This window comes from Pectinatus sottacetonis (assembly GCF_015732155.1).
Taxonomy (GTDB): domain Bacteria; phylum Bacillota; class Negativicutes; order Selenomonadales; family Selenomonadaceae; genus Pectinatus; species Pectinatus sottacetonis.
In genome coordinates, this window is record NZ_WIQK01000001.1 from 2,167,191 (window position 1) to 2,192,049 (window position 24,859).

Annotated in this window: 24 protein-coding genes and 1 other RNA gene; 2 read left to right on the forward strand and 23 right to left on the reverse strand. The window is 36.1% G+C overall.

The window, feature by feature from the left end:
* Positions 1-63: 63 nt before the first annotated feature.
* The gene (locus tag I6760_RS10185; protein WP_196594321.1) at positions 64-1,002 is read left to right on the forward strand and encodes a sugar-binding transcriptional regulator; all 939 of its coding nucleotides are present in this window, start codon (positions 64-66) and stop codon (positions 1,000-1,002) included.
* 174 nt (positions 1,003-1,176) lie between these two features.
* Here I6760_RS10185 and I6760_RS10190 read toward each other — a convergent pair whose 3' ends face one another.
* The 5 genes from I6760_RS10190 to I6760_RS10210 form a co-directional block, all read right to left on the reverse strand.
* The gene (locus I6760_RS10190) at positions 1,177-1,989 is read right to left on the reverse strand and encodes an SDR family oxidoreductase (RefSeq protein ID WP_196594322.1); all 813 of its coding nucleotides are present in this window, start codon (positions 1,987-1,989) and stop codon (positions 1,177-1,179) included.
* Between the two features lie 6 nt (positions 1,990-1,995).
* Complete coding sequence (locus tag I6760_RS10195; protein WP_231036234.1) at positions 1,996-2,370, reverse strand: PTS glucitol/sorbitol transporter subunit IIA; 375 nt, start codon at positions 2,368-2,370, stop codon at positions 1,996-1,998.
* A gap of 29 nt (positions 2,371-2,399) precedes the next feature.
* Positions 2,400-3,395 carry a PTS glucitol/sorbitol transporter subunit IIB gene (srlE, locus tag I6760_RS10200; RefSeq protein ID WP_196594323.1) on the reverse strand — a complete coding sequence of 332 codons (996 nt, stop codon included), beginning with the start codon at positions 3,393-3,395 and terminating at the stop codon, positions 2,400-2,402.
* Positions 3,396-3,411: 16 nt separating this feature from the next.
* Entirely contained in the window at positions 3,412-3,963 is a 552-nt protein-coding gene (srlA, locus tag I6760_RS10205; RefSeq protein WP_196594324.1) for a PTS glucitol/sorbitol transporter subunit IIC, read from the reverse strand.
* A gap of 242 nt (positions 3,964-4,205) precedes the next feature.
* On the reverse strand, positions 4,206-4,613 hold the full coding sequence (locus tag I6760_RS10210; protein ID WP_196594325.1) for a transcriptional regulator GutM: 408 nt from the start codon (positions 4,611-4,613) through the stop codon (positions 4,206-4,208).
* Positions 4,614-4,891: 278 nt separating this feature from the next.
* On the opposite strand from I6760_RS10210, the gene I6760_RS10215 reads away from it, so the two are divergent.
* A complete protein-coding gene (locus I6760_RS10215) occupies positions 4,892-5,998 on the forward strand; it encodes an iron-containing alcohol dehydrogenase family protein (RefSeq protein WP_196594326.1) in 1,107 nt (368 codons plus the stop codon).
* A 63-nt stretch (positions 5,999-6,061) separates the two neighbouring features.
* Here the strand turns inward: I6760_RS10215 and I6760_RS10220 are convergent, their stop codons facing one another.
* From I6760_RS10220 to I6760_RS10305, 18 genes are all read right to left on the reverse strand, one after another.
* Positions 6,062-7,111 (reverse strand): CgeB family protein, encoded by a 1,050-nt coding sequence (locus tag I6760_RS10220; protein WP_196594327.1) that lies wholly within the window; start codon positions 7,109-7,111, stop codon positions 6,062-6,064.
* Positions 7,108-8,364: an HD domain-containing protein gene (locus I6760_RS10225; RefSeq protein ID WP_231036235.1), complete on the reverse strand. Its 1,257-nt coding sequence runs from the start codon at positions 8,362-8,364 to the stop codon at positions 7,108-7,110. The genes I6760_RS10220 and I6760_RS10225 overlap by 4 nt, the downstream gene beginning before the upstream one ends.
* Before the next feature lie 148 nt (positions 8,365-8,512).
* The gene (thrB, locus tag I6760_RS10230; RefSeq protein ID WP_196594328.1) at positions 8,513-9,424 is read right to left on the reverse strand and encodes a homoserine kinase; all 912 of its coding nucleotides are present in this window, start codon (positions 9,422-9,424) and stop codon (positions 8,513-8,515) included.
* A 3-nt stretch (positions 9,425-9,427) separates the two neighbouring features.
* Positions 9,428-10,732, reverse strand: a complete 1,305-nt coding sequence (locus I6760_RS10235; RefSeq protein WP_196594329.1) for a homoserine dehydrogenase — start codon at positions 10,730-10,732, stop codon at positions 9,428-9,430.
* Between the two features lie 26 nt (positions 10,733-10,758).
* A complete protein-coding gene (locus I6760_RS10240; protein WP_231036237.1) occupies positions 10,759-11,226 on the reverse strand; it encodes an ACT domain-containing protein in 468 nt (155 codons plus the stop codon).
* 250 nt (positions 11,227-11,476) lie between these two features.
* Positions 11,477-12,424, reverse strand: a complete 948-nt coding sequence (locus I6760_RS10245; RefSeq protein WP_196594330.1) for a chemotaxis protein — start codon at positions 12,422-12,424, stop codon at positions 11,477-11,479.
* 128 nt (positions 12,425-12,552) lie between these two features.
* Positions 12,553-13,443 carry a CvfB family protein gene (locus I6760_RS10250; protein WP_196594331.1) on the reverse strand — a complete coding sequence of 297 codons (891 nt, stop codon included), beginning with the start codon at positions 13,441-13,443 and terminating at the stop codon, positions 12,553-12,555.
* Positions 13,430-13,813 (reverse strand): ribosome silencing factor, encoded by a 384-nt coding sequence (gene rsfS / locus I6760_RS10255; RefSeq protein WP_196594332.1) that lies wholly within the window; start codon positions 13,811-13,813, stop codon positions 13,430-13,432. The genes I6760_RS10250 and rsfS overlap by 14 nt, the downstream gene beginning before the upstream one ends.
* A 21-nt stretch (positions 13,814-13,834) precedes the next feature.
* Positions 13,835-14,824 (reverse strand): LCP family protein, encoded by a 990-nt coding sequence (locus I6760_RS10260; protein ID WP_196594333.1) that lies wholly within the window; start codon positions 14,822-14,824, stop codon positions 13,835-13,837.
* Positions 14,817-15,395 carry a bis(5'-nucleosyl)-tetraphosphatase (symmetrical) YqeK gene (yqeK, locus tag I6760_RS10265; protein ID WP_196594334.1) on the reverse strand — a complete coding sequence of 193 codons (579 nt, stop codon included), beginning with the start codon at positions 15,393-15,395 and terminating at the stop codon, positions 14,817-14,819. Before yqeK ends, I6760_RS10260 begins: the two co-directional genes overlap by 8 nt.
* Before the next feature lie 261 nt (positions 15,396-15,656).
* Positions 15,657-16,009, reverse strand: an RNA gene (gene rnpB, locus I6760_RS10270) — RNase P RNA component class A.
* A 40-nt stretch (positions 16,010-16,049) separates the two neighbouring features.
* Positions 16,050-16,859, reverse strand: coding sequence for a TrmH family RNA methyltransferase (locus tag I6760_RS12970; RefSeq protein ID WP_196594335.1), 810 nt, complete (start codon positions 16,857-16,859; stop codon positions 16,050-16,052).
* 155 nt (positions 16,860-17,014) lie between these two features.
* Positions 17,015-17,611: a Holliday junction branch migration protein RuvA gene (gene ruvA, locus I6760_RS10280; RefSeq protein WP_196594336.1), complete on the reverse strand. Its 597-nt coding sequence runs from the start codon at positions 17,609-17,611 to the stop codon at positions 17,015-17,017.
* Positions 17,612-17,624: 13 nt separating this feature from the next.
* Positions 17,625-18,116, reverse strand: coding sequence for a crossover junction endodeoxyribonuclease RuvC (gene ruvC, locus I6760_RS10285; RefSeq protein ID WP_196594337.1), 492 nt, complete (start codon positions 18,114-18,116; stop codon positions 17,625-17,627).
* A 3-nt stretch (positions 18,117-18,119) separates the two neighbouring features.
* Positions 18,120-18,854, reverse strand: a complete 735-nt coding sequence (locus I6760_RS10290; RefSeq protein ID WP_196594338.1) for a YebC/PmpR family DNA-binding transcriptional regulator — start codon at positions 18,852-18,854, stop codon at positions 18,120-18,122.
* Between the two features lie 77 nt (positions 18,855-18,931).
* Positions 18,932-20,149, reverse strand: coding sequence for a tyrosine--tRNA ligase (tyrS, locus tag I6760_RS10295; protein ID WP_196594339.1), 1,218 nt, complete (start codon positions 20,147-20,149; stop codon positions 18,932-18,934).
* A 20-nt stretch (positions 20,150-20,169) separates the two neighbouring features.
* A complete protein-coding gene (locus tag I6760_RS10300; protein WP_196594340.1) occupies positions 20,170-22,296 on the reverse strand; it encodes a transglycosylase domain-containing protein in 2,127 nt (708 codons plus the stop codon).
* A 178-nt stretch (positions 22,297-22,474) separates the two neighbouring features.
* On the reverse strand, positions 22,475-24,850 hold the full coding sequence (locus I6760_RS10305) for an endonuclease MutS2 (RefSeq protein ID WP_196594341.1): 2,376 nt from the start codon (positions 24,848-24,850) through the stop codon (positions 22,475-22,477).
* Positions 24,851-24,859 lie beyond the last annotated feature (9 nt).

Consider the following 24,859-nt stretch of genomic DNA (forward strand, 5'->3'; position numbering starts at 1 on the left):
TAAATTAATTTAATATTAATATAGTATATTAATTAATAATATAAACATAATAAGGAGCAATATATGCCACCGGTAAGTAAGAGAATTTTGAGAAAAGTTGCCCATATGTATTATGAAGCTGATATGAAACAGAGCGATATTGCGAAGAGATTAGGACTCGACCGCACTACCGTCAGTAAATATTTAAAACGGGCCAAAGAGCAGGGAATCGTTAAAATAACCTTGGAATATGATTCGTATAGTGATTTAGAAAATATGCTGGAAGAAAAATTTAATTTAAAAGAAGTTTATGTTGTGCCGTCAGCAGGCAGCCAGTCAGAAACGCTTTCACTTGTGGGAAAGGCAGCACTGCATCTATTATCACGGTTGATAAAAAATAGGATGGTAATTGGTTTTAACTGGGGCAGATCCATGGGGGCAATAGCTAATGAGGCGACCAGAGAAAGCTTTGCAGCAGTAAATGCGGATTTCGTCCCGTTGGTAGGTGGGTCAGAGAGTCTTGATAGTGAACTGCTCGTAAATACGATATGCTATAAAGTGGCTAATGCTTTTAATGCTAACACGCATTATTTATATGCACCGGCGATTACCCGCACAGCAGATATAAAGGATGCTATAATAAGGGATGTCAATTATTTGAAAATACAGGATTTTTGGAACAGGTTGGACATAGCTTTTGTAGGAATAGGTTCGCCATATTCCGCATCTAATGTGATCTGGACGGATGGTTTGAAATCTGATTATATACAAACTAATTTCAAGGGAAGTATAGCCGGGGAGCTTTGTACGCGCTTTTATGATAAAAATGGTAATGAAGTACCTACTGAAGTTGTAGAAAGGACAATAGCAATTCCTTTTGAGAAACTGCGAAAGGTAAATTATTCCATCGGGGTGGCGGCTGCTGGTGAGAAGGTTCCGGCTATTTATGCTGCTTTTCGGGGAAAATTAATCAATGTACTTATTACGGATAAATCTACAGCAGAAAAACTTTTGGCATATTAAAAGGCACTCTGTGTAATAGAGTGCCTTTTAATATATTTTGAGAGATTTATTGACAGAATTAATATAATATTTTATTATTGAAATAGACTTAGTTACTCGGGAAAAGTATAAAGTCTGGGATCACTGCAGCTTCGTTCTGCGGTGGTCTTTTTATTATATATATTTGTCATAAAATCATCCTCTTGTTTTTCCGCCGGCAACATTAATTGTTATGCCATGCACATAGGAAGCACGTTTACTGCTGAGAAACATTACCATATCAGCAACTTCACTCAATTTACCTTCGCGCCCGAGTGGAATAGTTTTTGTGTTAGTATAGCCTTCTCGCAGCTGTTTGACGGTTATACCGCGTGTATAAGAAAGTGCTTCTTCATAGGCTTGTGTCCTAAGACCGGTAGCTTCCATGATACCAGGAGCTACTCCGACAATGCGTATATTATGGCGTCCTAATTCCTTGGCCCAGGATCGGGTAAAAGAATTAACAGCATTTTTAGTCGCGGCGTAGATGCTTTGTCCTTCGGAACCTTCCAGTCCACTTTCTGAAGACATGTTGATTATTATACCGCTGCCGTTATTTATAAATTCATGGCCAATGATCTGAGCACATAGAAATACTCCTTTTAAATTTACAGCAGAAACTTTATTGAAGACGGCTTCATCTAATTCATACTCACTATAAGGCTTTTTAGTATCAACTAGTAGACGGGGAATGTTGATTCCAGCGTTATTTACAAGAATATCAATATGAGGAAATTGTTTTTTTGCTGTTGCCAGCATATTTTTGATGCTGGCTGATTTTGTTACATCGGTTACTACATATAAATAACTACCGCCATTTTCAGTATTCAACTTTACACCGTTAGGGTTCATATCACACACTATAACATTAGCACCGTTATCGAGAAATGATTGTGCTATAGTTTTTCCTATTCCAGATGCACCACCTGTTACTATAGCCGTTTTTCCTTCAATATCTAACCATGACATTATATATCACTCCGTTTTTATAATTTTTATTTTATTACCCGGTGATGGGCAGAAAATCGGCTTGTTTTCTAAATAAATACTGCCTTCCAGGGATTCTTTGTCAGCATTGTTATTAAATTTCAAGGAAATATGACCAAGATCCTGGAGATTTTTTTGAACCTGTCCGCCTACATAGACGATTTTGTAGGTATTATTTTCAATTTTTAAAATGTCTCCTGATTCGATAATATCACTTAAATTATTACCTTCATGTAACACACAGAATTCGGCTAATTCCGGAGGAGCATTCTTATTGAAAAGAATAATTAAATTTTCGGTTATAAAATCTTTAACTAGAGGACCTAAGCTGCTGACAGTAGTAGAATAAATTTCTCTCAACATAAACACCTCCTTTTGATATATAAATGTTTTTAATGAGTATAGAGTCCAAAGCTGGCCAGCCAGGCTAATATGACACTTAAAGGTCCTGTGATAAATCTGCCATAAAGAACAGAAGGTACGCCTACTTCAACTGTTTCAGGTTCAGCTTCAGCTAAGCCTAAACCAACAGGAATAAAGTCGCATGCAGCCTGAGCATTTATGGCGAATAAAGCAGGAAGAGCGAGCTGAGGTGGAATTGCTCCTTTGCCAATTTCTACGCCGATCAATACACCGATTACCTGTGCGATTATGGCACCAGGGCCGAGAAATGGTGAAAAGAAAGGGAAAGAACATATTAAAGATAGGATAATTAATCCCATTAAAGAACCAGCCAGAGGTGTTAATACATGGGCGATAATATCGCCTATGCCGCTATAAAGAACAACACCTATAAGCATGGAAACAAAGGCCATAAAAGGGAGAATAGTTTTTATTATAGTATCAATAGTATCACGTCCTGATTGATACAAAGTGGCAGTTACAAATCCCATGAATTTGCCGACTCTGGCCATAAAACCAGCTTGTTGTTCGGATATTTTTTTTGAAGTATCATATTTCTTTTCTGCGTTTTGCAGCGGTTTTTCAACCGGGGCAGCTGTACCGGAGTTTATGTCAGCAGCGGGTAAGATGCAATCTTCGGTTACGGCAGAAACGTATATATCTTCGGTAATAAATTTAGCCATGGGCCCGCTGGCACCAGTAGGATTTAAATTTATCGTATAGATATTTTTTTTAGGATAAATCCCACAGCGTAATGTACCACCGCAGTCGATTACAACGCAAAGTATCTGGTCATCAGGAACACTGGTCTTAAATCCATCAATTAATTCACAACCAGTCATTTCAGCAATTTTACGGGAAACAGGTGAAATAACGCCACCGGTAATATTGACAATTTTATTTTTTTGCGATGTTGGTTTCAAAATGAGTGGGCCGCCAAAACCAGATGAACCGGCTTTAACAAGGACGTTATTATAATTAGTCATAATGAATTCTCCTTAATTAACGTAATGATTTCAATTCAGAGCTGAGTTTTATATTTTGCTGCCGTGATACATAGATTGTTGTCAGGTCAGTTACTACACCACGAATAAAGTTGATCAGGATACCAATAAGAAAATAGCGTAGTGCTAAATCGACAGTTGATAAGCCCAAGCTGGTAACACCATGTGCAATGCCGAGAAATACGAATAACTCACTGGGATCTACATGGGGAAATAATCCATTTAAAGTGTGACATGAATAAGATGCTGCAGCATAGTAAGAAGGTTTATATTTTTCCGGTAAAAATTTGCCGAGTGATAGAGTCATTGGATTACAGAAGAAAAATGTTCCAATAACAGGTAAAAGTATATAACGTGAAAAAACATTGCCAGCGCATAAATGAGCAAACTTTTCTACTTTTTCTGTTCCGACAAAGCGAATTATAGCATTCATAGCAACTAGTAAACAGATCAAAGTAGGTACGATACCTGAAACTAAACTGACAAAAGTCTGCCCTCCTTTATTGAACATACCGATGAATCCCTGGGCCAGCCATACTAAAGTGTCCATAAAATTACTCCTTTTCATAAATTTGGTCAATGATAGATAGGTGGAAGAATTAATTTGGGTAAAAGCAGCAGATTTTGGAGATGTTTTGTTGGGAATGAAGTTTTATTTACAGCTGTATAACAGGAAAAGGCATACATTTTAATAAATAATTATAGGATATTTAGAAATAATGATCTTTTGTATTATTAATAAAATATATCAGCTGATTTCACAGCTTCAACCAGTATATACCACTACAATAGTTATACCTGAGTATCAGTGCAGAGTCCTTTTTCTGAAACATTTGTCATATATTGATTATAATCATTGACAGCCGATAAAACTGCATGGGAAGTTTGTTTGTTGAATCTGGCACAATAGTTTTTATCTATGTCAGTCAAAATCAAATTATTCAACAGATTAAAGTCCCTGAAGTGAGCAAACACAGTCAGCCCTTCTAATTTTCTTCCGCAGATTATTCGGCAATTATCATCAATACACAGTAGTATAAAAATGCCAGCATGAAATTTTCCTTTGCTCCTGCCAATGGCAACACGGCTGATCCGCCGCATTTTTTTTAATTCCCGGTAAAAGGTTTTCATTTGGTAAATATTAAAAACTGCCTGCAATGCCCATGCTAAGATACCTGCTATTATTAAAATTAATAACATAATTCTTCTCCTTTATTATTTAACAATCACATATGTGATTGTTAATATCATTTGTTACGATGTACATATGATAAGATAATTTTTATTAAAAGTCAATAGATAAAATTAAAAAATATTAAATAGTTTACATTTTTTATAATTTTATAATAAATTAAGTTGTAAAATAAATATGTCTTTACAATATTACACATTACTGTTATAATGATTAACTAAACGCAAGTGATAAATATAGATGTTAAGGAGATGAAAGATAGGCTTCAATAGAAGTTTATCCATTTATGAGAGAAAATTATTCAGTTTACCTTCCACAATATAGTGTGGGTCCGGAATGCTATGACGAAATAGGACAAATTATGAAGTATTTTGGCAGAAAAGTTACAATAATAGGAGGGAAAACTGCACTTCAAAAAGCTGAACCTGATTTACTGTCAGCAATACAGAAAGCAGGATTAATACATTTAGCTACTGTATGGTATGGCGGCAATTCTACAGAAACTAATGTGCAGAGAATGATTGACAATGAGCATGTAAAAAAAGCTGATATTATATTTGGCGTAGGTGGAGGAAGGGCTATTGATACGGCAAAAGCAGCTGCAGATACACTAAATAAAGCATATTTTTCTTTTCCTACAGTAGCTTCCAACTGTGCACCTACATCAGCTATTTCAGTTTTATATAATGATGATGGTTCTTTATCACGATATTATTTTCCTAAACAGTGTCCACTCCATGTGTTTATAAATACAAAAATTATTGCAGATTCACCTAAAGAATTGCTATGGGCTGGTATAGGTGATGCTCTTTCTAAAGAATGTGAAGTGGAACTGGCTGTCAGAAACAAAAATATCTTTCACACACCTTTAATTGGCTATAAAGCAGCTACTGCTTGTACCAGACCACTTCTGGAGTATGGTCAAGCAGCTCTTGAAGCTATAAGTAAAAAACAGCCGTCCTACGAATTTACGCAGGTAGTGCTGGATATTATAATTAGTACAGGGATTGCTTCAAATCTCACCTGTTCAGCGGTTAATAATAAAATAGAGTATTATTATAATTCTTCGCTGGCACATTGTTTTTATAATTCATATATGGTATTACCGCAGGGACATGATTATCGCCACGGTGCTGTAGTAGCATATGGTGTTCTGGTTTTACTTACTTATGATGGACAGACAGACTTGCGGAATAAAATAGCGGCATTCAATAAAAAGCTTGCTTTGCCGGTAACTTTGGCTGAAGTTGGGATAAAAGACAAAACTGAAGTTGATACGATAGTAGATAAGGCACCGGAAATAAATGAATGGAATTATGTCCCTTATGAAATGAATAAGAATAAATATAAACAAGCAATTTTGGCTGTAGACGAATATGGAAAAACTTTATAATAAATAAGGGGGAACACGTTGGGTGTCCCCCCCTATTTATTATAAAGTTTTTATTATTTACAGCTAAATTTTATCCAGCATTTTTTTTACAATATTCACCATTGTAAAATTATCATGGACTTGATTATAGCCATTTGATGCTATTGCATTTCTTTCAGTTTCATGTTCTAAGTAATAGGATATTTTGTCGATTATATCATTTTCATCATAATACACTGCAAGGTCTTTTCCGGGAGTAACCAATCCACAGTATGAATCGCGATTATCCATGATTTCAAAGGAATTTGTTGCTAAAATTTCAAATGTACGGGGATTTAGCGCCAGAGAATCAGTACGATTGATATTTAATACTATTTTGCTTTTTTGATATACTTCAGCCACCTTATCCGGAGTGATATTGGTAATATTGGCAATGTATTTACTTAAATAAGGATATTTTACTAAAAATTTATGTTTTTCATGGGTCCTTTTCCAAAAATGTCTGGCATTGTCTTCAAAACTGATACCATATATTATCATTGTCAGGTTATTTTTATAAACATATGTAGCAATTTTTTCTAGGATATTTAATCTGTGATTACTTCGCACGCCTACAAAAACAATGTCGATGTCACGTTGTTGAGCAGCATCCTTTTTATAAAACCGGTCATCAAATCCTACCGGACAGAACAATATTTTAGTGGTTAAATTATTTTTTAGAAAAACAGTATCATCCTCTTCATAGGTGCATATAACATCAAAAGAATTTAACTTTCCATGTATTTTATTATAAAAAGCTTCTTCTTTAAGAGTGCAAATAAGCCACATGACTACTTTGCTAGTTATCCCCATATGTTTAATAATTGTATCTGAGATACTATAAGTGTCAAATACAATAACTATATCAGGGTTATATTGGTCATAATGGGATTTAATATTTATGCTCTCTTTTTTGATAAAATGATTAAAAATTTCGTTGTCCCAGCCCCAAAAATATTTTTTTCGCTGTATCCATGATACCTTATCGGTAAAATTATTTATCAGATAAAAAGAAACGTCATGCTGCAATTTTTTTAGTGCATATATAAGAGAATGTGTGTAATATGATTTTCCGCCTATGACCAGTATTTTCATTTATCTTCTCCAGTTTTTAGTTGCAAATTATAGTTTATGAATCGTTTTAGTATTTCAATCTGCTGATTTCTGAGCCATATAGCAATCTGCGCACCGCATATATGGTCAGGACGTTTATTAATATCCACAGAATGAAATAAAGCTAAGAGTTCATGGATGTTTTCTAAATAATAGGGTAATTCCTTATTATCTATTTTTATTATTTGGCAGAAGTCATCAATGCCCAGGGGATTTTTTTCTATGGAATTTACTAAGTCAACAATTTTTCCTGGTTTACTCAGACGCGCAGCCCGCATGTGTTCTTTTATAACAAATGCAGCACTTTTTATCCATTGCTTAGGCAGAGTGGTTCTTTTTTGCCAGGCTTTTAGAACGGCCAAACCTGTTATTTCATGTCCATAATGGTGTGGCAGCAGATTGGCAGGTGTTAGGCCTTTTCCTAAATCATGGCAAAGAGCAGCAAATCTAGCGGCAGTATGGGAAGTAACTGCTGCTGTTTGATCCAGTACAAGCATTGTATGTTCAAAGCTGTCACCTTCAGGATGACAGTAAGCAGGCTGGATTTGTCCACGCAAGGCAAAAATTTCCGGGAAAATAATATGTAATAAATGAGATTTTTGCAGATAACGGAAAAAAATAGATGGCATTGGTGTGTTTAGAGCTTTTGTCAGCTCAATTATAATGCGTTCTCCCGGTTCATCTTTTAATTCCAAAGCACATTTTTCCATTTGTTGCAATGTATAATTATCAATAGTAAATAAAAACTGGGCAGCTTGACGTGCTGCCCGCAAGGCGCGTACTGGATCTTCGCCAAAATGATATGAAGTAGCATGGATAAGTTTGTTTTTTATATCGGTACATCCGCTGAAAGGATCGATTAATGTTTTTTCTGGAAGTTTTAAGGCAATACTGTTTAAACGTGTATCGCGACGAAATAAATCTTCCTCAATGCTAATTTTTTCGTTATATATAGGAATAAAACCTTTATAACCGGAGCCGACTTTTTTTTCTTTACGGGCAAAAGCTATTTCACAGTTTTTGCCATCAATATGTAATAAAAAAACAGGAAAAGATTTTCCTATTTTTTTTGCCTGGGGAAAGAGCTGGGAGAATAATGATTCGTTCATTTTGCATATTACATAGTCTTTATCATGAGGAATCCTGCCGGCAATCATATCTCTGACCCAGCCGCCTGTAATATATAGTTCACCATTATTTTCTATAATTGTTTTTACAAATGTATCTTCTGTCAATATTATCTCCTTTAGAATCATTGCTTTTTTATTGAGGGGCATTATATATAATGCCCCTCAATAATGTCAGGTTTGTGCTAAAAAAGATTTAACCATCTTAATATGCGGAGAATAATAAACATTATTGGTTTGGAAGATGTGAGGTTGTTTAAATGCGACAGGCTCCTTTTTTATCTATGTCTAGTATTAAGTAATGGGAATCAATTTTATGCTTAGCAAAAGTATCTACCATAGCCTGTCCTATGGTAGTTTCATTTTCTATGGTAAAAGCAATAAGTGATGGACCGGCACCACTTATTGCAGCACCTAATGCGCCAGCATGTTTGGCGGCAGCAAAAACATCATACATTCCAGGAATGAGATCAGCTCTATAAGGTTGATGCAATTTGTCCTCAAAGGCGTATGTCAAAACTTCAGTGTTTCCCATGCACATAGCAGCAACAAGGCTGGAAACATGGCCAATGTTGAAAGCAGCATCTTTCACTGAAATATTGACTGGCAATACTTCCCGGGCTTTTTTTGTTGCTAAAAAGAACTCAGGAACGGCTACAACCATTTTTAAAGGAATTTTGGGGATAAAGGAAAAAGTTTTGACTTTATCTTTATAGGTCAGGCTGGTAGTCATTCCGCCAAAAATGACTGGAGCAACATTATCAGGGTGTCCTTCTATTTCTGCCGCCAGCTCAAATATTTCTTGTTTACCGAATGGTTCACCAAGGGCATAATTGACAGCAAGTATACCAGCTGAAATAGCAGCGGCACTGCTTCCCAGACCGCGTGATAAAGGAATATTATTATGCATTTTGATAATAGCACCTTTATAGGGAGCTTTCGTCAATTCCAAAAGCTTTTTAATGACTTTCCATATGAGATTTTTCTCATTTACGGGAAGATAAGAAGTTCCTTCACCAGAAATCGTTATATCTAGTGTTTCATCTTTTAGGAGAATTAGTTCTAGTTCATTATAGATATTACAAGCTATTCCTAATGTGTCAAAACCGGGACCGCAGTTAGCAGTTGTAGCCGGGACTCTCACTCGTATGGGTTCACTTTTGTCCAACTATTATTCCTCCTGAGCTGCTTCTTTTTCTACACGGATGACATTGCAGATTTTATCTACAGCTGGCAGCTTATTTAAAATAGCTTCTGCTTTGTGAATTTTTTCTTCTTCTACTATATGAGTAATAGCAACAATCTCAGCATTTTGATTTACTTTACGCTTTTGGATTACGGAGCGTAAGCTGACACCTGTCTGGCCAAAGGCCATTGCAATGGCACCTAATACTCCTGGCTGGTCGTCGACTAGTAAACGTACATAATAAGATGACACAGTTTTTTCAATGGGGCAGAATTTTTTATGTTCATAACAGGTACAGCGTATACGCCCAAAACGGTTTTTTACTATATCACGGGCTACATCAATAACATCAGCTATTACTGCTGAGGCCGTTGGCAGCTGACCGGCACCTTTACCGTAAAACATGGTTTCACCGATAGCATTGCCGCGGACGAATATGGCATTAAATTCATTGCGTACAAAGGCCAGCGGATGGGATTGAGGTAAGAGTGAAGGATGCACTCGCACATCTATACCCTTTTCATCATCATGACAGATAGAAAGAAGTTTTATAGTATAGCCTAATTCTCTGGCATAAGCTATATCTTCGAGGGTTATATTAGTTATTCCCTCGACTGACACGTGGTCTAAACTGACACGACTGTTAAAAGCAATTGAAGCTAATATAGCCGTTTTTCTTGCGGCATCAAGACCTCCTACATCAGCTGTAGGATCAGCTTCAGCATAGCCTTTTTTTTGGGCATCTTTTAATACATCTTCATAGCTGGCGTTTTCCTCACTCATTTTTGTAAGCATATAATTAGTAGTGCCATTAACAATACCGATAACTTCTGAAATTTTATTAGCAGTAAGACATTGTTTTAGTGGAGTAATAATAGGTATACCACCACCGACACTGGCTTCAAACATAAAATCAACATCATATTTTTCTGCTGTATCAAACATATCTTTGCCGAATTGTGCGACAACATCTTTATTAGCAGTTACAACATTTTTTCCGGCTTTCATTGCTTTCAGCATATATTCACGGGCAGGATGTATACCGCCAAGTAACTCAACTACAATTTTTATTTCTGGATCGTTGATGATATCATTTAAATTGTTAGTTAACTTAATATCGTCAGTAATAAAATCTCGTTTTTTTTCAAGGTTGCGAACGAGAATATGCGAAACAACAATTCGCGCGCCTACTCTGGGGGTTATTTCAGACATATTTTTGGCTAAAACTTTGAGGACACCGGTGCCAACAGTACCACACCCTAAAATACCGATTTTTATAACATTACTCATTTAAGATATCCTTTCAGCTTTATTTATTAAGCCTGACCCACTATTTCAAGGCGACGGACACCTTCAACGACACGTAGTTTGTCAAGAAGTGCTTCTAAGTCTATAGACATATTTTCTGTTTCAATGGATAAGGTGACATTGGCCATTCCCTGAAGCGGCAGTCCCTGGTTGATGGTCAGAATATTGGCTGAATCAGAAGAGATGATGTTTAAGACTTTAGATAATATGCCTTTTTTATGATCAAGCATAAAAGATACAGACACGATTTTGTTAAGACTCGCTTCATAAAAGGGGAATACGGAGTCCTTGTATTTATAATAAGCGCTGCGTGATAGCCCGGTGGAAGCTATAGCTTCATTAATAGTAGTTGCATCGCCGCGTTTGAGCATTTCATTGACTTTTATTGTTTTTTTTATGGCAGTAGGTAAAATATCTTCCTTTACAAGGAAAAATCCGGTATTTTTATTATTGATTATTTGTTTTCTTTTTCTCAATTTAAGTCCTCCGTATTTATACAATGGATAATTTTATTCTGTGAGAGGAATCTCACTGTGATATTATAACGTGTTTTGAATATTTTTTCTAGTCCTGAAATGATATAATCTTACTATTTTTTTTTATAAAATATAAATAAATAGTATAAAATTTATATTTTATATCTAAAAATGCACTCATAATGGATAAAAAAATACTTTACTTCAATATTATAACATTAAAGTAAAGTATTGGAAAATTTATTTGTAATTATTTTTTATTATTAAAAATGATGTTGTCCATCAATGATATCAATTGTCCGATTTCCGGTTTGGAAATTTGCGCAGTTGCCCCCAATCGTTCACCCTTTTGACGCATTTCATCGTTTATTAGTGAGGAAAACAGTATGACAGGAACTTTGTTTAAAACTTTATCAGCTCGTACGAGTTTTAACAAACGATGACCATCCATTTGAGGCATTTCAATGTCAGAGATGATGATATTCAAATGATCATCTATAGAACCAGTAGCATTTTTTAAGCTCATAAGGTAGTCAAAGGCAGCTTTACCATTACCAAAGTCACGTACAAATTCGTAGCCTGATTCATGCAGTGTATTGACTAATAAGTCACGCAGCATTTTTGAATCTTCAGCAATAACAATGTGTTTATTTCTTCTTTCTGATTCCACAGAGCTGTTAACTTTTTCAACAGTAGTTAATTTTTGATTGATTTCGCTGTTGATTTCAGCGATTATTTTTTCAAAATCGAGCAGCAATACTATTTTGTCAGTCATTTTTATAACACCAACGATCATTGATTCATTGCCAACTTCGGGGGAAGGTTCCATATTTTTCCATGAGATACGATGAATACGGGATACACTGTCCACTAAAAAGCCAATATTATAATTATTTATTTCTGTTACAATTATATTTTTAGGGTCATCAGATCCCTTAGTATTTATTGCTCTGGCTAAATTCACTAGGGGCATAGCTCGTCCACGAAGTGTAAACAAACCATCTACAAACGGATGTGCGGATGGCATCGCAGTAACGGGTACACGAGTAATTACTTCTCGTACCTTAGCCACATTAATACCGTAATATACATCTCCTATATTAAATTCAACGATTTCAAATTCATTAGTACCGCTTTCTAAAAGAATCCCCTTTTTATTTTTGTTGCTGTCCAATACATCCGCTTCTAATTTCTGCATGGTCATACCTCCGATTTATAAGTCATATGATTAATGAAAGTTTTCAATAATGCATCGCATGATATAAAATATTCTTTACCTGATAATTCGGTAATTTTATGACAAATCCTTCTGAAAAATAATTATAATTATTTTTCAGGTAGTTTGTTTAATATGAGCCAACCATCTTTTTCTATAATTTCATTTGTTTTTAATAAATGACCTACAGCCCTTTTAAAAGCTGATTTACTTATATGAAAACGTTCTTTTATTATTTCAGGTGGTGTTTTGTCGCTATAAGGCATTTTTCCTTGGTGGAGCTGAATTTCTTTTAATATGGAGGCTGCATCAAGAAAAAGAGCTTTTTCTTTTATAGGACGCAGTGAAGCATTAAGACGACCATCGCTGCGGATATAAGTAACTCGGGCAGAAACTTCTTCTCCTACATGAGGATGCTGTGGCATTTCTTTTTCGGCAATGAAAGCAATATTTCTGTCTGTTGTAAAGATAAAAGCTCCCTCTTCAGTTATATTATAGACCGATCCATCAATGGTACTGCCTATTTTTATGGATGCGGCTGCTGGTTTAGAAGCACGTCTCATTTCATCTTCGACTTTCATAGTTACAGCTAGACGCCCTGATTTATCGGTATATAATTTTGCCCAGACATAGTCACCAATTTTTAGATTGCCACGCATTCCTGCATAAGGCATAAAAATACCGCGTTCAGCTCCTACATCAAGAAAAGCGCCATCTTTGGAGATGTTAATAACTTTTAAACGGGCAATTTGGCCTTCCTTCATTTTAGGAACACGCATACTGGCAGTGAGACGTCCCTTAGGGTCCTTGTAGAGAAAGACTTTTACTGTGTCATTAACATCTACAGGTGAAGTTTGCTGTGATTTATGTAATAAAATGTCATCGGAAGTATTACCTGTCTGAGCATCCAAAAATACACCCATTTCATTTTTACGTACAGCTTTTAATGTTGCAACAGTACTGGCTTTAAATGTTTTTTCTGAAAAATTATTCGTCTTCATATTTTGTAATTTCCGCATCGCCCCAGAGGGTTTCCAATCCATAAAATTCACGACTTTCTTCCGTAAAAATGTGAGCTACACAATCACCATAATCAAGTAATATCCATTCACCTGTTTTATATCCTTCTTTGTGAATAAAATGTTCACCAGCGATGTTGAGCTCATCATCAATATTATCAGCAATTGCCCTTGCCTGTGTAGTTGAACCGGCACTGCAGACAATAAAATAATCGGTTGAAGTTGTTAATGTATGCATATCCATTATGCAGATCTGCCGGCCTTTTTTATCATATGCGGCTTTGCTAATCAGTTTGCCTTTTTCAATAGAAGTTCTTTTGTTTTTTGTTTTGGGATTAATTATAAAAATCATTCCTTTCTATGGTAAAATTTTTTATAAAAACATTTTTTTGGTAAGGCTGTCTATTAAAATGTTATCCGGCAGCCAATATTTTCCATCGGGAGAAAAATGTCCTGGCAGTGTCTGTATAATAAAAGTATTCTTATATACAGCCCGCAGATAAGTGCATATATTTGTAAAGCTTAATAAAGCAGTATTGGTTATAAGTGATTTGTTTATGATACTGGCGACAGAAAAAACTTTGGGCAGAGAAGAAAAAGTTAATATATCAGTAAAGAAATTTTTCATGAATTCCTTCTGACGGTGTGCTTTTCCAATATCTCCCAGGTCGTCACTGCGATATTGGAAATATTCCAGAGCTTTTTGCCCATCAATATGCTGATAACCTTGCTGTAAATGAATGGAAACATGAGCTGATTTATCATCATAGTTCATATTGGTACCGATGTACATATTTATGTTGTTAAATATATCAATGAAACGGACAAAAGTATTTTTATCCATGATGACATATTGGTTTATCCTAATGTCTAAAAGGCGCGATAGCGTATCCAGAGTTTTCTGGGTACCTTGCTGCTGGACAGAAGCAGCTGTTATATAAGAGGTATTATTTTGGGCAATTACAGTATTAGATGGAATAATTAATACTGATACAATCCCAGTGGTATGGTTTATGCTAAAAAGCATTAAGCTATCAGCGGAACTGTTAAGATTTTTGTAGTTATCTATACCAATAAATAAAACATTTGTTATTTCGTTATACTGAATAGGGACAGTAACCGGCATAATATTTTTTTCTTTTAATTGTTTGGCAGTTTTATATTGGGTATAAGATGTTTCCAAATAATTATAAGTGATTATACTAACTTTATATATATACTGAACACCACGCATGATACCAAATAAAATAAAGCCTAATAATATTAAAAACAGGATTATCCGCAGAAATTTAGGATGTCTTCTTTTTCTAACAATTCTTGTGCGCTTTTTTTGTGGGAAAGAAGTATTTTTATCATTAGCCATGACAAATATTTTTGGCTATTAGGGCATTCCGGGCTAATACAGTCTGCGGATGGATAAGCTGGCCTTTTTTTATTATAAAAGAAAGTGATTCACTAAAAGCGGCAATCATTACTATATCTAAGGTACTGTTTTTTATTAAATCACGGAGATGGTTAATAGAATCATATCGGCGATGTGGTTCGACCATATCAGCTAAATAAATTATTTTGGCTAAATCAGTCATATCAGCTTTACCGGTAGTATGCAGTTTTATAGCATCAAGTATTTCTGTATCATTGATCAAATACTTTTTTTGTGCCAATATAGCACCCAGCGCAGCATGTAGTAAAATTGGTTGGCAGGTTTCGATTGGCCCAATGGGAATATGATATTCTTTAGCGGCGTCTATGAGGGAACTGGTAGGAATTTCACGAGCACAATCGTGTAAAAGACCAGCTAATTTTGCTTTATGCTGATCTATATTATATCTTTGTGCCAGAGTGGTAGCAGTATCACTTACGCTTAATGAATGAAGATAGCGAGTTTCGTTGAGATTTGTTTTTAATTTTTTAGCAATATCATTATAATCCAACGTTAAATGTCTCCTTTTATGATAATACAGTTATCAAATAATAGCAATTCTATTTTTTATGATATATTAATTGACTTTAATAAAATTTCGTTTGATGAACAGTTGTACTTAAGTTCAGCTGTCCAGTAAAATAATATATTCCCAAAGCATAACTATTATACTATGGGAATATAACTAGTTATAAGTCTAAAATATAAGAAACGAAATGGTTAAATTATAGCCAGAATAAAAAATAAACTGCCTGACGGCAGCTTTTTTATAATCATGAGTAGTCAATAAGCCGAGTTCTGTACCGCTTTTAGCGGCGATAATCATTTATCTAGATTAATAGTTGCCTATTAATTCCAGCGACACAACCCGGAAGGCTCAGCGGGCAGCTTCATCCCTTCCCTATTCGGTCTTGCTCCATATGGGGTTTACCAAAGCCATACAGTCACCTGTATGCTGGTGCGCTCTTACCGCACCTTTCCATCCTTACCTGTAAACAGGCGGTTTAAATTTCTATAGCACTTTCCCTAAGGTTACCCTTGCCGGACGTTATCCGGCATATTGCCCTGCGGAGCCCGGACTTTCCTCAGATATCAATAGATACCCGCGATTATCTTTCGTACTCATAATATTACATTTGCATTATAACATTGTTCAAAATGCCTGTCAATTAAAGTGTTTCTGCCGCATTATTTCGTACATTATTATTGCAGCAGCACAAGAAGCGTTTAATGATTCTGCTTGTCCGTACATGGGAATAAAAATGTTTTCCGCGGATAATTTTTTTATTTGAGGCGAAATACCGGCACCTTCATTACCAAAAGCTATGGCTGAAGGTATCTTATAGTTTATGGAAAAACAGGGTTTAGCGTTTTTAGAGATGACTGTTGATAATAGCTGGAGTTGATTTTCTTGAAGAAAGAATTGTAGCTGTTCAACAGTTATTTTATCGATAATTGGCAGATGAAATATAGAACCCATACTGGCTCTTACAACTTTGGGAGAAAATAAATCTACAGTACCTTTCAGGGAAATAATACCATTTATACCAGTAGCATCAGCTGTCCGGATTATCGTACCAACATTTCCGGGATCTTGTAACTGATCCATAATTATAAAAATGGGAGTTTTATTTGTTTTAGGCATAGTAGATAAATTAATAGAAGTTTTTTCTCCAACAGCTATAATTCCCTGAGGTGAATTTGTATCAGATAGTTTGTGGAAGATATTTTCACTAACTTCATAGATGGGACAATTCTTCTGTGCTAGATTTTCTATTATAGCAGCAGCTCTGTTATTAGCGGCAGCAGCAGGAGTACAAAAACATTTTTTTATGACGGCATTGCTTTCCACAGCTGTTTCAACTAATCTGGTACCTTCAATAAGAAAAAGATTTGCTGCATCACGATATTTCTTCTGTTTTAAAGATGAGGCATATTTTATTTGAATATTTTCAGAACTTTTGATGGCAAGCACAGAATACCTCCTTCAATATAAATAGATAATATTAGTCAAATAGCTGATGTTATTGGTTGTTTACGGAAGATGACAAAACTACAACAGTATCATTATAGTCTGAAAATATTTAAATATAAAAAGAGTGATAAAATGTTTTGTAATATGATATAGATTTATATGCTTAATTCTTTTAAGGCAAATTTTATTATTTCTTCGGTGGATTTTAAATGATGGGCTTTTTTTAAAACAGCTGTTATTTCCTGTGAAGTATATCCTAGAGATGTTAAAGCTTGTTTAGCATCTGTCCAGATGTCAGGGGAAGTCTGATTAGTAACTGGTTCATTTTCAAAAGCAGTATGGTCATTGACAATACTGCCCAGTTTATCATTTAATTCTAACGTGATACGTTCGGCTGTTTTTTTGCCAATGCCTGGTGCTGCTGTTAATAAAGAAGCCTGTTTATTTTGTATGGCCCAGATAATTTTTTCTGTTGTCATTACAGATAAGATGTTTAATGCAGCCTTGGGGCCGATTCCAGATACAGAAACAAGGCTGCTGAATACATCATACTGGGCTTGGGTGGAAAAACCATATAATTGCAAGGCGTCTTCGCGTACATTAAGGTAAGTATACATAGTCAGTTCTTGATCCAGTTGAAGCTGGGAACGCGTTGATGAAGCGATCAAGACTCTATAGCCGATACCATTTACATCGATAAAGCAAGAGTCAGCGAAAAGTCTGGTGACTTTTCCATGCAAGTAACCTATCATATAGCCTCCTTAATCAGCTGTTACGCCATATTATATTATTCATGCAATGTGTTGTGCAGATTGCTGCCGCTAATGCGTCAGCAACATCATCAGGATGGGGAGCCTTTGGCAGATGAAGTATTTTTTGTACCATATATATAACTTGCTCTTTTGTTGCTTTGCCATAGCCGACGACGGACTGTTTTATTTGTAAGGGAGTACGTTCGACAAGCTCAATGTTGTTTTGTGCAGCTGTCAGCAAAATAATACCGCGTGCTTGTCCAACAGGAATGGCTGTTGTAACATTGCGGTTGAAAAATAATTGTTCTACACCCATAACATCAGGAGAATATTTTTTTATTAAAAGAGTAAGCTGTGTGTGGATTGTCAGCAGCCTGTCCTGTGGTCTGGCTTTAGAGCTGGTGGTTATGGCACCATACTCGACTGCTTTTAAACGACTGCCGGTCATTTCAACGAAACCATAACCACATATTGCTGTTCCTGGATCAATACCTAATGCCAGCATCGATTATGCTTCTTCAGTTATTTCATAATTGGCATAAACATTCTGTACATCATCATGTTCTTCAAGTTCATCAATTAGCTTGAGCATTTTATCGGCATCTTTTCCTGTGAGATTTACGGTTGTGTCAGGAAGCATTGTTATTTCTGCCTGAACTGTTTCAATATTATTTTTTTCCAGGGCTTCGGCAATTTTATCAAAATCATCAGGTGCAGCTGTGATTTCAAAGGAATCATCTTCTGCCTTGAAGTCTTCAGCACCTGCGTCTAGGGCCAGCATCATAAGTGTTTCTTCATCGTCAAAGGTTTCTTTATCGATAATAAAAACAGCTTTTTGATGGAACATCCAACCTACACATCCGGTTTCACCAAGATTTCCGCCATGTTTGACAAATAAATGACGGATATCAGCAGCGGTACGATTGCGGTTATCTGTCATTATGTCGATCATAACAGCACTGCCGCCGGGACCGTAGCCTTCGTAAACAAATTCTTCATAATTATTTCCGTCTGATGCACCAAGACCCTTTTGGATGGCTCGCTGGATGTTATCTTTGGGAATATTATTGGCCTTAGCCTTTGATAATGCCAATTTTAATCGCATGTTTCCGATAGGATCACTTCCGCCCATACGTACAGCAATAGTTATTTCACGGCCTATTTTAGTGGTTACTTTACCCCTTATGGCATCATTGGCCCCTTTTTTTCTTTTTATGTTTGCCCATTTTGAATGTCCTGACATTATTACACCTCATAAATTTTAGTATAGTTGATGTTTTTATACTGATAGTGGTTACAAGTATAAAAACATTATTAATATTATTTTAAAATTAAGCGATAATACTTTTTCTTACCTTTTTTTATCATACATGCATTATCGGGAAAATCATCTGTAGATAAGATTTTATCAATATCACCTAATTTTTTATCATTTATAGATAAGCCGTTTTGCTGAATAAGTCTTTTACCCTCGCCTTTTGAAGTAAATATTTTTTCTTTTACTAAAACATCTAAAAGTTTACTGCCCAGGCATGACGAGCTGATTAGTATAGTTGGTACGCTGCTTAAAGTACCCTGACCGCTGAAGAGGGCTTTGGTAGCTTCTGCTGCTTTTTGGGCTTCTTTTTCCCCGTGTACTATCCTAGTAACTTCATAGGCAAGGATCTTTTTGGCCTCATTGATTTCTTTGCCTTTCAGGCTGCCTAAGCGGTTTACTTCATCCATTGGCAGGAAGGTTAGTAATGCCAGACATTTTTTTACATCGGAATCATTTACATTACGCCAATATTGATAAAAATCATATGGAGAAGTTTTCTGGGGATCAAGCCATAGCGCACCCTTGCTTGTTTTGCCCATTTTTTTCCCTTCACTTGTAGTCAGCAGAGTGAAAGTGAGTCCATAGGCAGGTTTTTCATATTTGCGGCGCAGTAATTCAACACCGGCAATAATGTTCGACCATTGATCGTTGCCACCCATTTCCATTTTACAGTTATAACGACGGCTAAGTTCCATAAAATCATAAGCCTGCATGATCATATAATTAAATTCTAAAAACGTTAAACCTTTTTCCATACGCTGTTTGTAACATTCAGCAGTCAGCATCCTGTTTACCGAAAAATGAGGGCCTATATCCCGCAATAATTCTATATAATTTAATTTCCGCAGCCATTCGCCGTTATTTACGATCAAAGCTTTATCATTACTAAAATCAATAAACCGTTGCATTTGTTTTTTAAAACAATTACAATTATGTTCAATCATTTTATCTGTAAGCATTTGGCGCATATCAGTTCTTCCTGAAGGGTCACCTACGGTGCCTGTTCCACCGCCGATGAGGCAAATAGGCCTATGGCCGGCTTTTTGCATATGAGCCATTATCATCATGGCTAGGAAGTGACCTACATGCAGGCTGTCAGCTGTCGGGTCAAAACCAATGTAAAAAGTAATTTTTTCTGTATCCAGTAGATGCCTTATTTCTTCTTCATGTGTGGCTTGGGCGATATAACCGCGTTCTTTTAATGTATCATATATATTCAACTAAAAACCTCCTAAATAAATTAGTTTTTTCCTTTACCGCTCTGTTCACCGGGTTCAGGTGGGATATCAATATTTTCTGGTAAAGGCATATTTTGTTCTTTGTCAGTTTTATTTTTATCTTTGTTTTTAGCCTTATCCATATTATCTTTTATCTTAGCGGAATCTTTCATTTTGTTATCGCCCTTTTTTAATTTATCGTTATCATCAGCTTTTTTTATAGTTTCGTTTTTATCCATACTAGTACGGACTTGCGCAATATTGCCGCCTGAAGAGAGTGATGTTGGTTGCGAAAAAGCAGTTGGTCTGACAGCAGCTAGAGCGCTGGTCATGAATGTTTTCCAAATAGTGGCAGGGACTGTTCCTCCATACATTCCAGGCATTTTTGTATTGTCGTCACAACCCACCCATACTGCGGTGACTAATTCAGGGGTGTAGCCGACAAACCAGGCATTTTTATAATCATCAGTTGTCCCAGTTTTACCGGCAGCGGGACGGTTTATGTTGGCACCCCGGCCTGTGCCATGGGTAATAACATCCTGCAAAATGCTGGTTACAAGATGGGCACTGCGCTGGGTTATTGCCTGATGTTTTTCAGGCTGATTTTGTTCAATTACTTTACCATTACGGTCAACGATTTTTATAATTGGTGTTGGTTTTATATATACTCCGTCGTTATCGAAAGCACTGTAAGCAGCAGCCATATCAAATGGAGTTACACCTTTTGTGAGACCACCTAGTGCTGCTGCCAAATTACGGTCATTGCTGGCACCATCTAATACCAGAGTAGAAATGCCGAGCTTTTGGGCAGTATCTAATACCCTGTCTATGCCAAGTGAATAAGCTAATTTTATTGTTGGGATATTTATTGAATGTGTAGCTATCTGGCGTATATTGACAAGTCCGCTGAAAGTATGCTCATCGTTTTGCGGCTGCCATGAACCAATTTTTATGGGAGCATCATCTACTAACGTGTTTGGGCTCATGTTATTTTCAAAAGCAGTGGCAAATACAAAAGGTTTAAATGCCGAACCAGGCTGACGGACAGCCATGGTAGCCCGGTTGAATTTATCTGTGCCACGACCGCCAACCATTGCTTTTATATAACCAGTATGAGGATCTATGGCGATTAAAGCTCCCTGTGGTTGTTCCAGTCCATTTTTATCTTTGCGGGAATTGGGCAGTTTTTTCATGGCGGCTTCAGCATCACGCTGCATATTTAAATCCAGTGTAGTATATATTTTCAAACCTTCTTTATATACTTTATCAGCACCGTATTTATCAATAAGTTTCTGTGTGACATAATCGACAAAATAAGAGGCAATTTTAAAATTTGCTGTACTTTTCTTAGGATGCAGCTTTAGTGCTTCATTATTGGCCTGCTGGAATTGACTGTTGGTAATATAATTATGTTTTAGCATTTCTTCTAAAACAACAGTTTTTCTTTGTTTGGCTGCCTTGGGATTATCGAGGGGAGAATAATAATTGGGGCTTCTGGGAATACCGGCAAGCATGGCACATTCTGATAAATCGAGTTTGGATACATCTTTGCCAAAGTAGGTCTGCGCTGCTGCCTGAACACCATAAGCACCTTGACCGAAATATATCTGATTGAGATATTTTTCTAATATTTCCTGCTTGGTATACTTATGTTCAAGTTGTAATGCTAAAAATACTTCCTGTATTTTTCGTTTTATTGTCCTGTCCTGTGTCAGGTAAGCATTTTTAGCTAGTTGCTGAGTGATAGTACTGCCACCTTCGGCTATTTCATGATTGGTAATGTTGGCCCATAAAGCACGCAGGATACCTCGTGGATCAATTCCAAAATGTTCATAAAAGCGTGCATCTTCGTTAGCAATAAAAGCGTTTTGTAAATTCAGCGGAATTTTTGCTAATGGGACGGGAACACGATTTTCTACCGCGTGGATATTCGTTATTAATGTACCATGAACATCATATATTTGTGAAGAAGCTGAAGGGGTAATATCATCAATCATACCAGGTTTCGTATTTATTGTTGCGGTTAAAAAGCCACAGCCAACGCCGACTATCATAACTATAAGAACAACTGTAGTTATAAAAGCTGCTCTTTGCCAACCGTTATTATTTTTCTGGTTATTATGAGAAGGTATCTTTGTTTGGTGGTTCATGCATATCCTCCTAAATGTAAGTAAATGTATAATAATAAAATTATTTGCACAAGTATAATATCATAAAATGATAAATGTTACCACTTACAATAATTTTAAACAATTTATAAGGATATGCAAGTTGTTTTTATAATCATTTGTTGATAGAATTTGTGTTATACGTTTTATCAGTAGAATATTATCTTAGTTGAACTACTGTAGCACCGCTGCCACCTTCATTTATGTCGGCAAGAGAAAAATCCAGAACATTGCGATGGTTTTTTAAATATTCATGGATGCCCTTGCGTAATGCACCGGTACCTTTGCCATGGATAATGATAATTTGCTTTAAACCGGCAAGAAGAGCATCATCAATGTATTTATCGAGCAGTTCTGCAGCATCGGAAACCATCATGCCGCGAATATCAATTTGACGTTTTATATGGCTGGTCTTAGCCAATTGGGAAAATGTTTTTTTAGCTGTCGTAATTACAGTGGGACACTTGCCCTCTTTGCTATGACTTATAAAACTGCATTTAGAAATATCAACGGTTGTTTTTAAACCTCCAAGTAATAATACTAATTTGTTGTTTTTTATTTCGTGGACAGTAGCCTGCTGCTGTAATGTTTTTAGAAAGACGATATCTCCAGGAGCTATTGTTTGAAGATCAACGGCAGTTCCCTTTAGTTGCTGATTATTAGTTATATCATTAAATTTGTCTGCTTGCATTTGTAATTTTTGTCGAGCAGCATCAATAGCATTCTGTCGATTCTTTTTTCCAGTATCATTAAATTGTAGTTTTAGTTCTTTGATAATCATTTCTGATTGGCGGCGGGTATCACGAATAACTGCTGCACATTCTTTTTTAGTGTTTTTTATTGCTAGATTCTTTTTATGGGCCAGTTCCTGTTTTTGTTCATTCAACCGTCTTTCCAGATGAGTTATATAGCGTTCTTTTTCTGCCATGGCAGAATTTTTTTGTTCATATAACAGCTTTTCTGTTTCCAGGGTATTTAATATATTTTCAAAATTGTTGTGGTCAGCTTTTATCAGTTGTTTTGCCCGAAAAATTATGGAATCATCTAGTCCGAGCCGGCGACTTATAGCAAAGGCGTTGCTGGCACCGGGAATACCGATGAGAAGTCGATAAGTTGGCTGTAGTGTTTTTATGTCAAATTCAACACTGGCATTTTCTATATTATCATGGCTGTATGCGAAAGTTTTTAGTTCGTTGTAATGTGTTGTGGCGATAACGGATACATTGATATCCATGAGTTTTTCTAAAACAGCCATAGCTAAAGAAGCCCCTTCTTCTGGATCAGTACCCGAGCCAAGTTCATCCAGCAGCACTAAGTCATCTGAATCAGCAGTCTGTAGAATATTTATTATATGTGTCATATGGGCAGAAAATGTGCTTAAACTCTGCTCAATGCTTTGTTCATCACCTATATCAGCAAATATATTCCGATAAAATCCTAGTTGTGAGCCATCGGCAGCAGGAATAAAAAGGCCTGACTGAGCCATTAGGACAAGCAGTCCCATTGTTTTCAAGCTGATGGTTTTTCCTCCAGTATTAGGGCCGGTGATCAATAGTGTCCTGTAATTTTTCCCCAAAACTATATTAATGGGAACAACTTGTTTTTGATCAATCAGGGGATGGCGGGCAGCTGTCAGCTCAGTATAGCCTCTTTCATTCAATATAGGCATGCAAGCATTCATTTTGCGTCCTAATCCGGCTTTGGCAAAGGCGATATCCATATTAGTAATATGCTCGCAGTTTTGTTGTAAAGTACTGACATTCTCTGCTATTTCTGCTGAAATAGCTTTTAAAATGCGTTCAATTTCTTTTTTTTCATTCAATTTATAGCGTCTTATATCATTGTTTAAGGCTGCTATGGTCATAGGTTCAATGAAAAGAGTGGAGCCGCTGGCCGATTGATCATGTATTATGCCGGGAAAATACTGGCGGTATTCCTGTTTAATGGGAATAACATATCTGTCATCACGAATCGTTATGATATTTTCCTGAAAAAACTTCTGCATATCAGGATTTTTTAAAATGTTATTGATTGTTGATTTTACCTGGCTCTGTGAAATTTTTATATTATTTCTTATGCGGGCCAGATCATTGCTGGCGTTGTCCTTGATACTGCCATGCTCATCAATAATATTATTGATATTTCTTTCGAGTTGTCCCAGTATTTCGATGGAAACAGCCCAGGTTTTTAAGTCAATACAGGCAACAGGACATTCTTTAAAAAAATGTTTAATGTTTCGCATACCATACATAGTACTTGCTATATTCATTAAGGATTGGGGGGATAATATCATACCCATATGGGCTTTCTGGAGATCTTTTTGTATATCAAAAATTCCGCCAAAGGGAGGAGCTTGATATTCAGTTATTATATTATATGCTTCCTGAGTTTGCTGCAGACTGGAACATATATCTTCAAAATCAGCCAGCGGGGTCAGTTTACTGACGCGGTTTTTCCCTTGCAGAGTATTAGCATGGAGTGATAATTGCTCAAGTATTTTATTGTACTGTAATACTTTTAATGTTGCTTGTTCCATATGTTCACC

Coding starts and splice junctions, on each gene's coding strand:
- srlE (WP_196594323.1), bottom strand. CDS start 3,395: ATGACTAATTATAATAACGTCCTTGTTAAAGCCGGTTCATCTGGTTTT.
- I6760_RS10260 (WP_196594333.1), bottom strand. CDS start 14,824: ATGGCTAATGATAAAAATACTTCTTTCCCACAAAAAAAGCGCACAAGA.
- ruvA (WP_196594336.1), bottom strand. CDS start 17,611: ATGATAGGTTACTTGCATGGAAAAGTCACCAGACTTTTCGCTGACTCT.
- I6760_RS10220 (WP_196594327.1), bottom strand. CDS start 7,111: ATGAAAATACTGGTCATAGGCGGAAAATCATATTACACACATTCTCTT.
- I6760_RS10300 (WP_196594340.1), bottom strand. CDS start 22,296: ATGAACCACCAAACAAAGATACCTTCTCATAATAACCAGAAAAATAAT.
- srlA (WP_196594324.1), bottom strand. CDS start 3,963: ATGGACACTTTAGTATGGCTGGCCCAGGGATTCATCGGTATGTTCAAT.
- I6760_RS10185 (WP_196594321.1), top strand. CDS start 64: ATGCCACCGGTAAGTAAGAGAATTTTGAGAAAAGTTGCCCATATGTAT.
- I6760_RS10290 (WP_196594338.1), bottom strand. CDS start 18,854: ATGTCAGGACATTCAAAATGGGCAAACATAAAAAGAAAAAAAGGGGCC.
- I6760_RS10210 (WP_196594325.1), bottom strand. CDS start 4,613: ATGTTATTAATTTTAATAATAGCAGGTATCTTAGCATGGGCATTGCAG.
- I6760_RS10245 (WP_196594330.1), bottom strand. CDS start 12,424: ATGCAGAAATTAGAAGCGGATGTATTGGACAGCAACAAAAATAAAAAG.
- ruvC (WP_196594337.1), bottom strand. CDS start 18,116: ATGCTGGCATTAGGTATTGATCCAGGAACAGCAATATGTGGTTATGGT.
- rsfS (WP_196594332.1), bottom strand. CDS start 13,813: ATGATTTTTATAATTAATCCCAAAACAAAAAACAAAAGAACTTCTATT.
- I6760_RS10235 (WP_196594329.1), bottom strand. CDS start 10,732: ATGAGTAATGTTATAAAAATCGGTATTTTAGGGTGTGGTACTGTTGGC.
- I6760_RS10250 (WP_196594331.1), bottom strand. CDS start 13,443: ATGAAGACGAATAATTTTTCAGAAAAAACATTTAAAGCCAGTACTGTT.
- I6760_RS10195 (WP_231036234.1), bottom strand. CDS start 2,370: ATGTTGAGAGAAATTTATTCTACTACTGTCAGCAGCTTAGGTCCTCTA.
- I6760_RS10190 (WP_196594322.1), bottom strand. CDS start 1,989: ATGTCATGGTTAGATATTGAAGGAAAAACGGCTATAGTAACAGGTGGT.
- I6760_RS10215 (WP_196594326.1), top strand. CDS start 4,892: ATGAGAGAAAATTATTCAGTTTACCTTCCACAATATAGTGTGGGTCCG.
- I6760_RS10305 (WP_196594341.1), bottom strand. CDS start 24,850: ATGGAACAAGCAACATTAAAAGTATTACAGTACAATAAAATACTTGAG.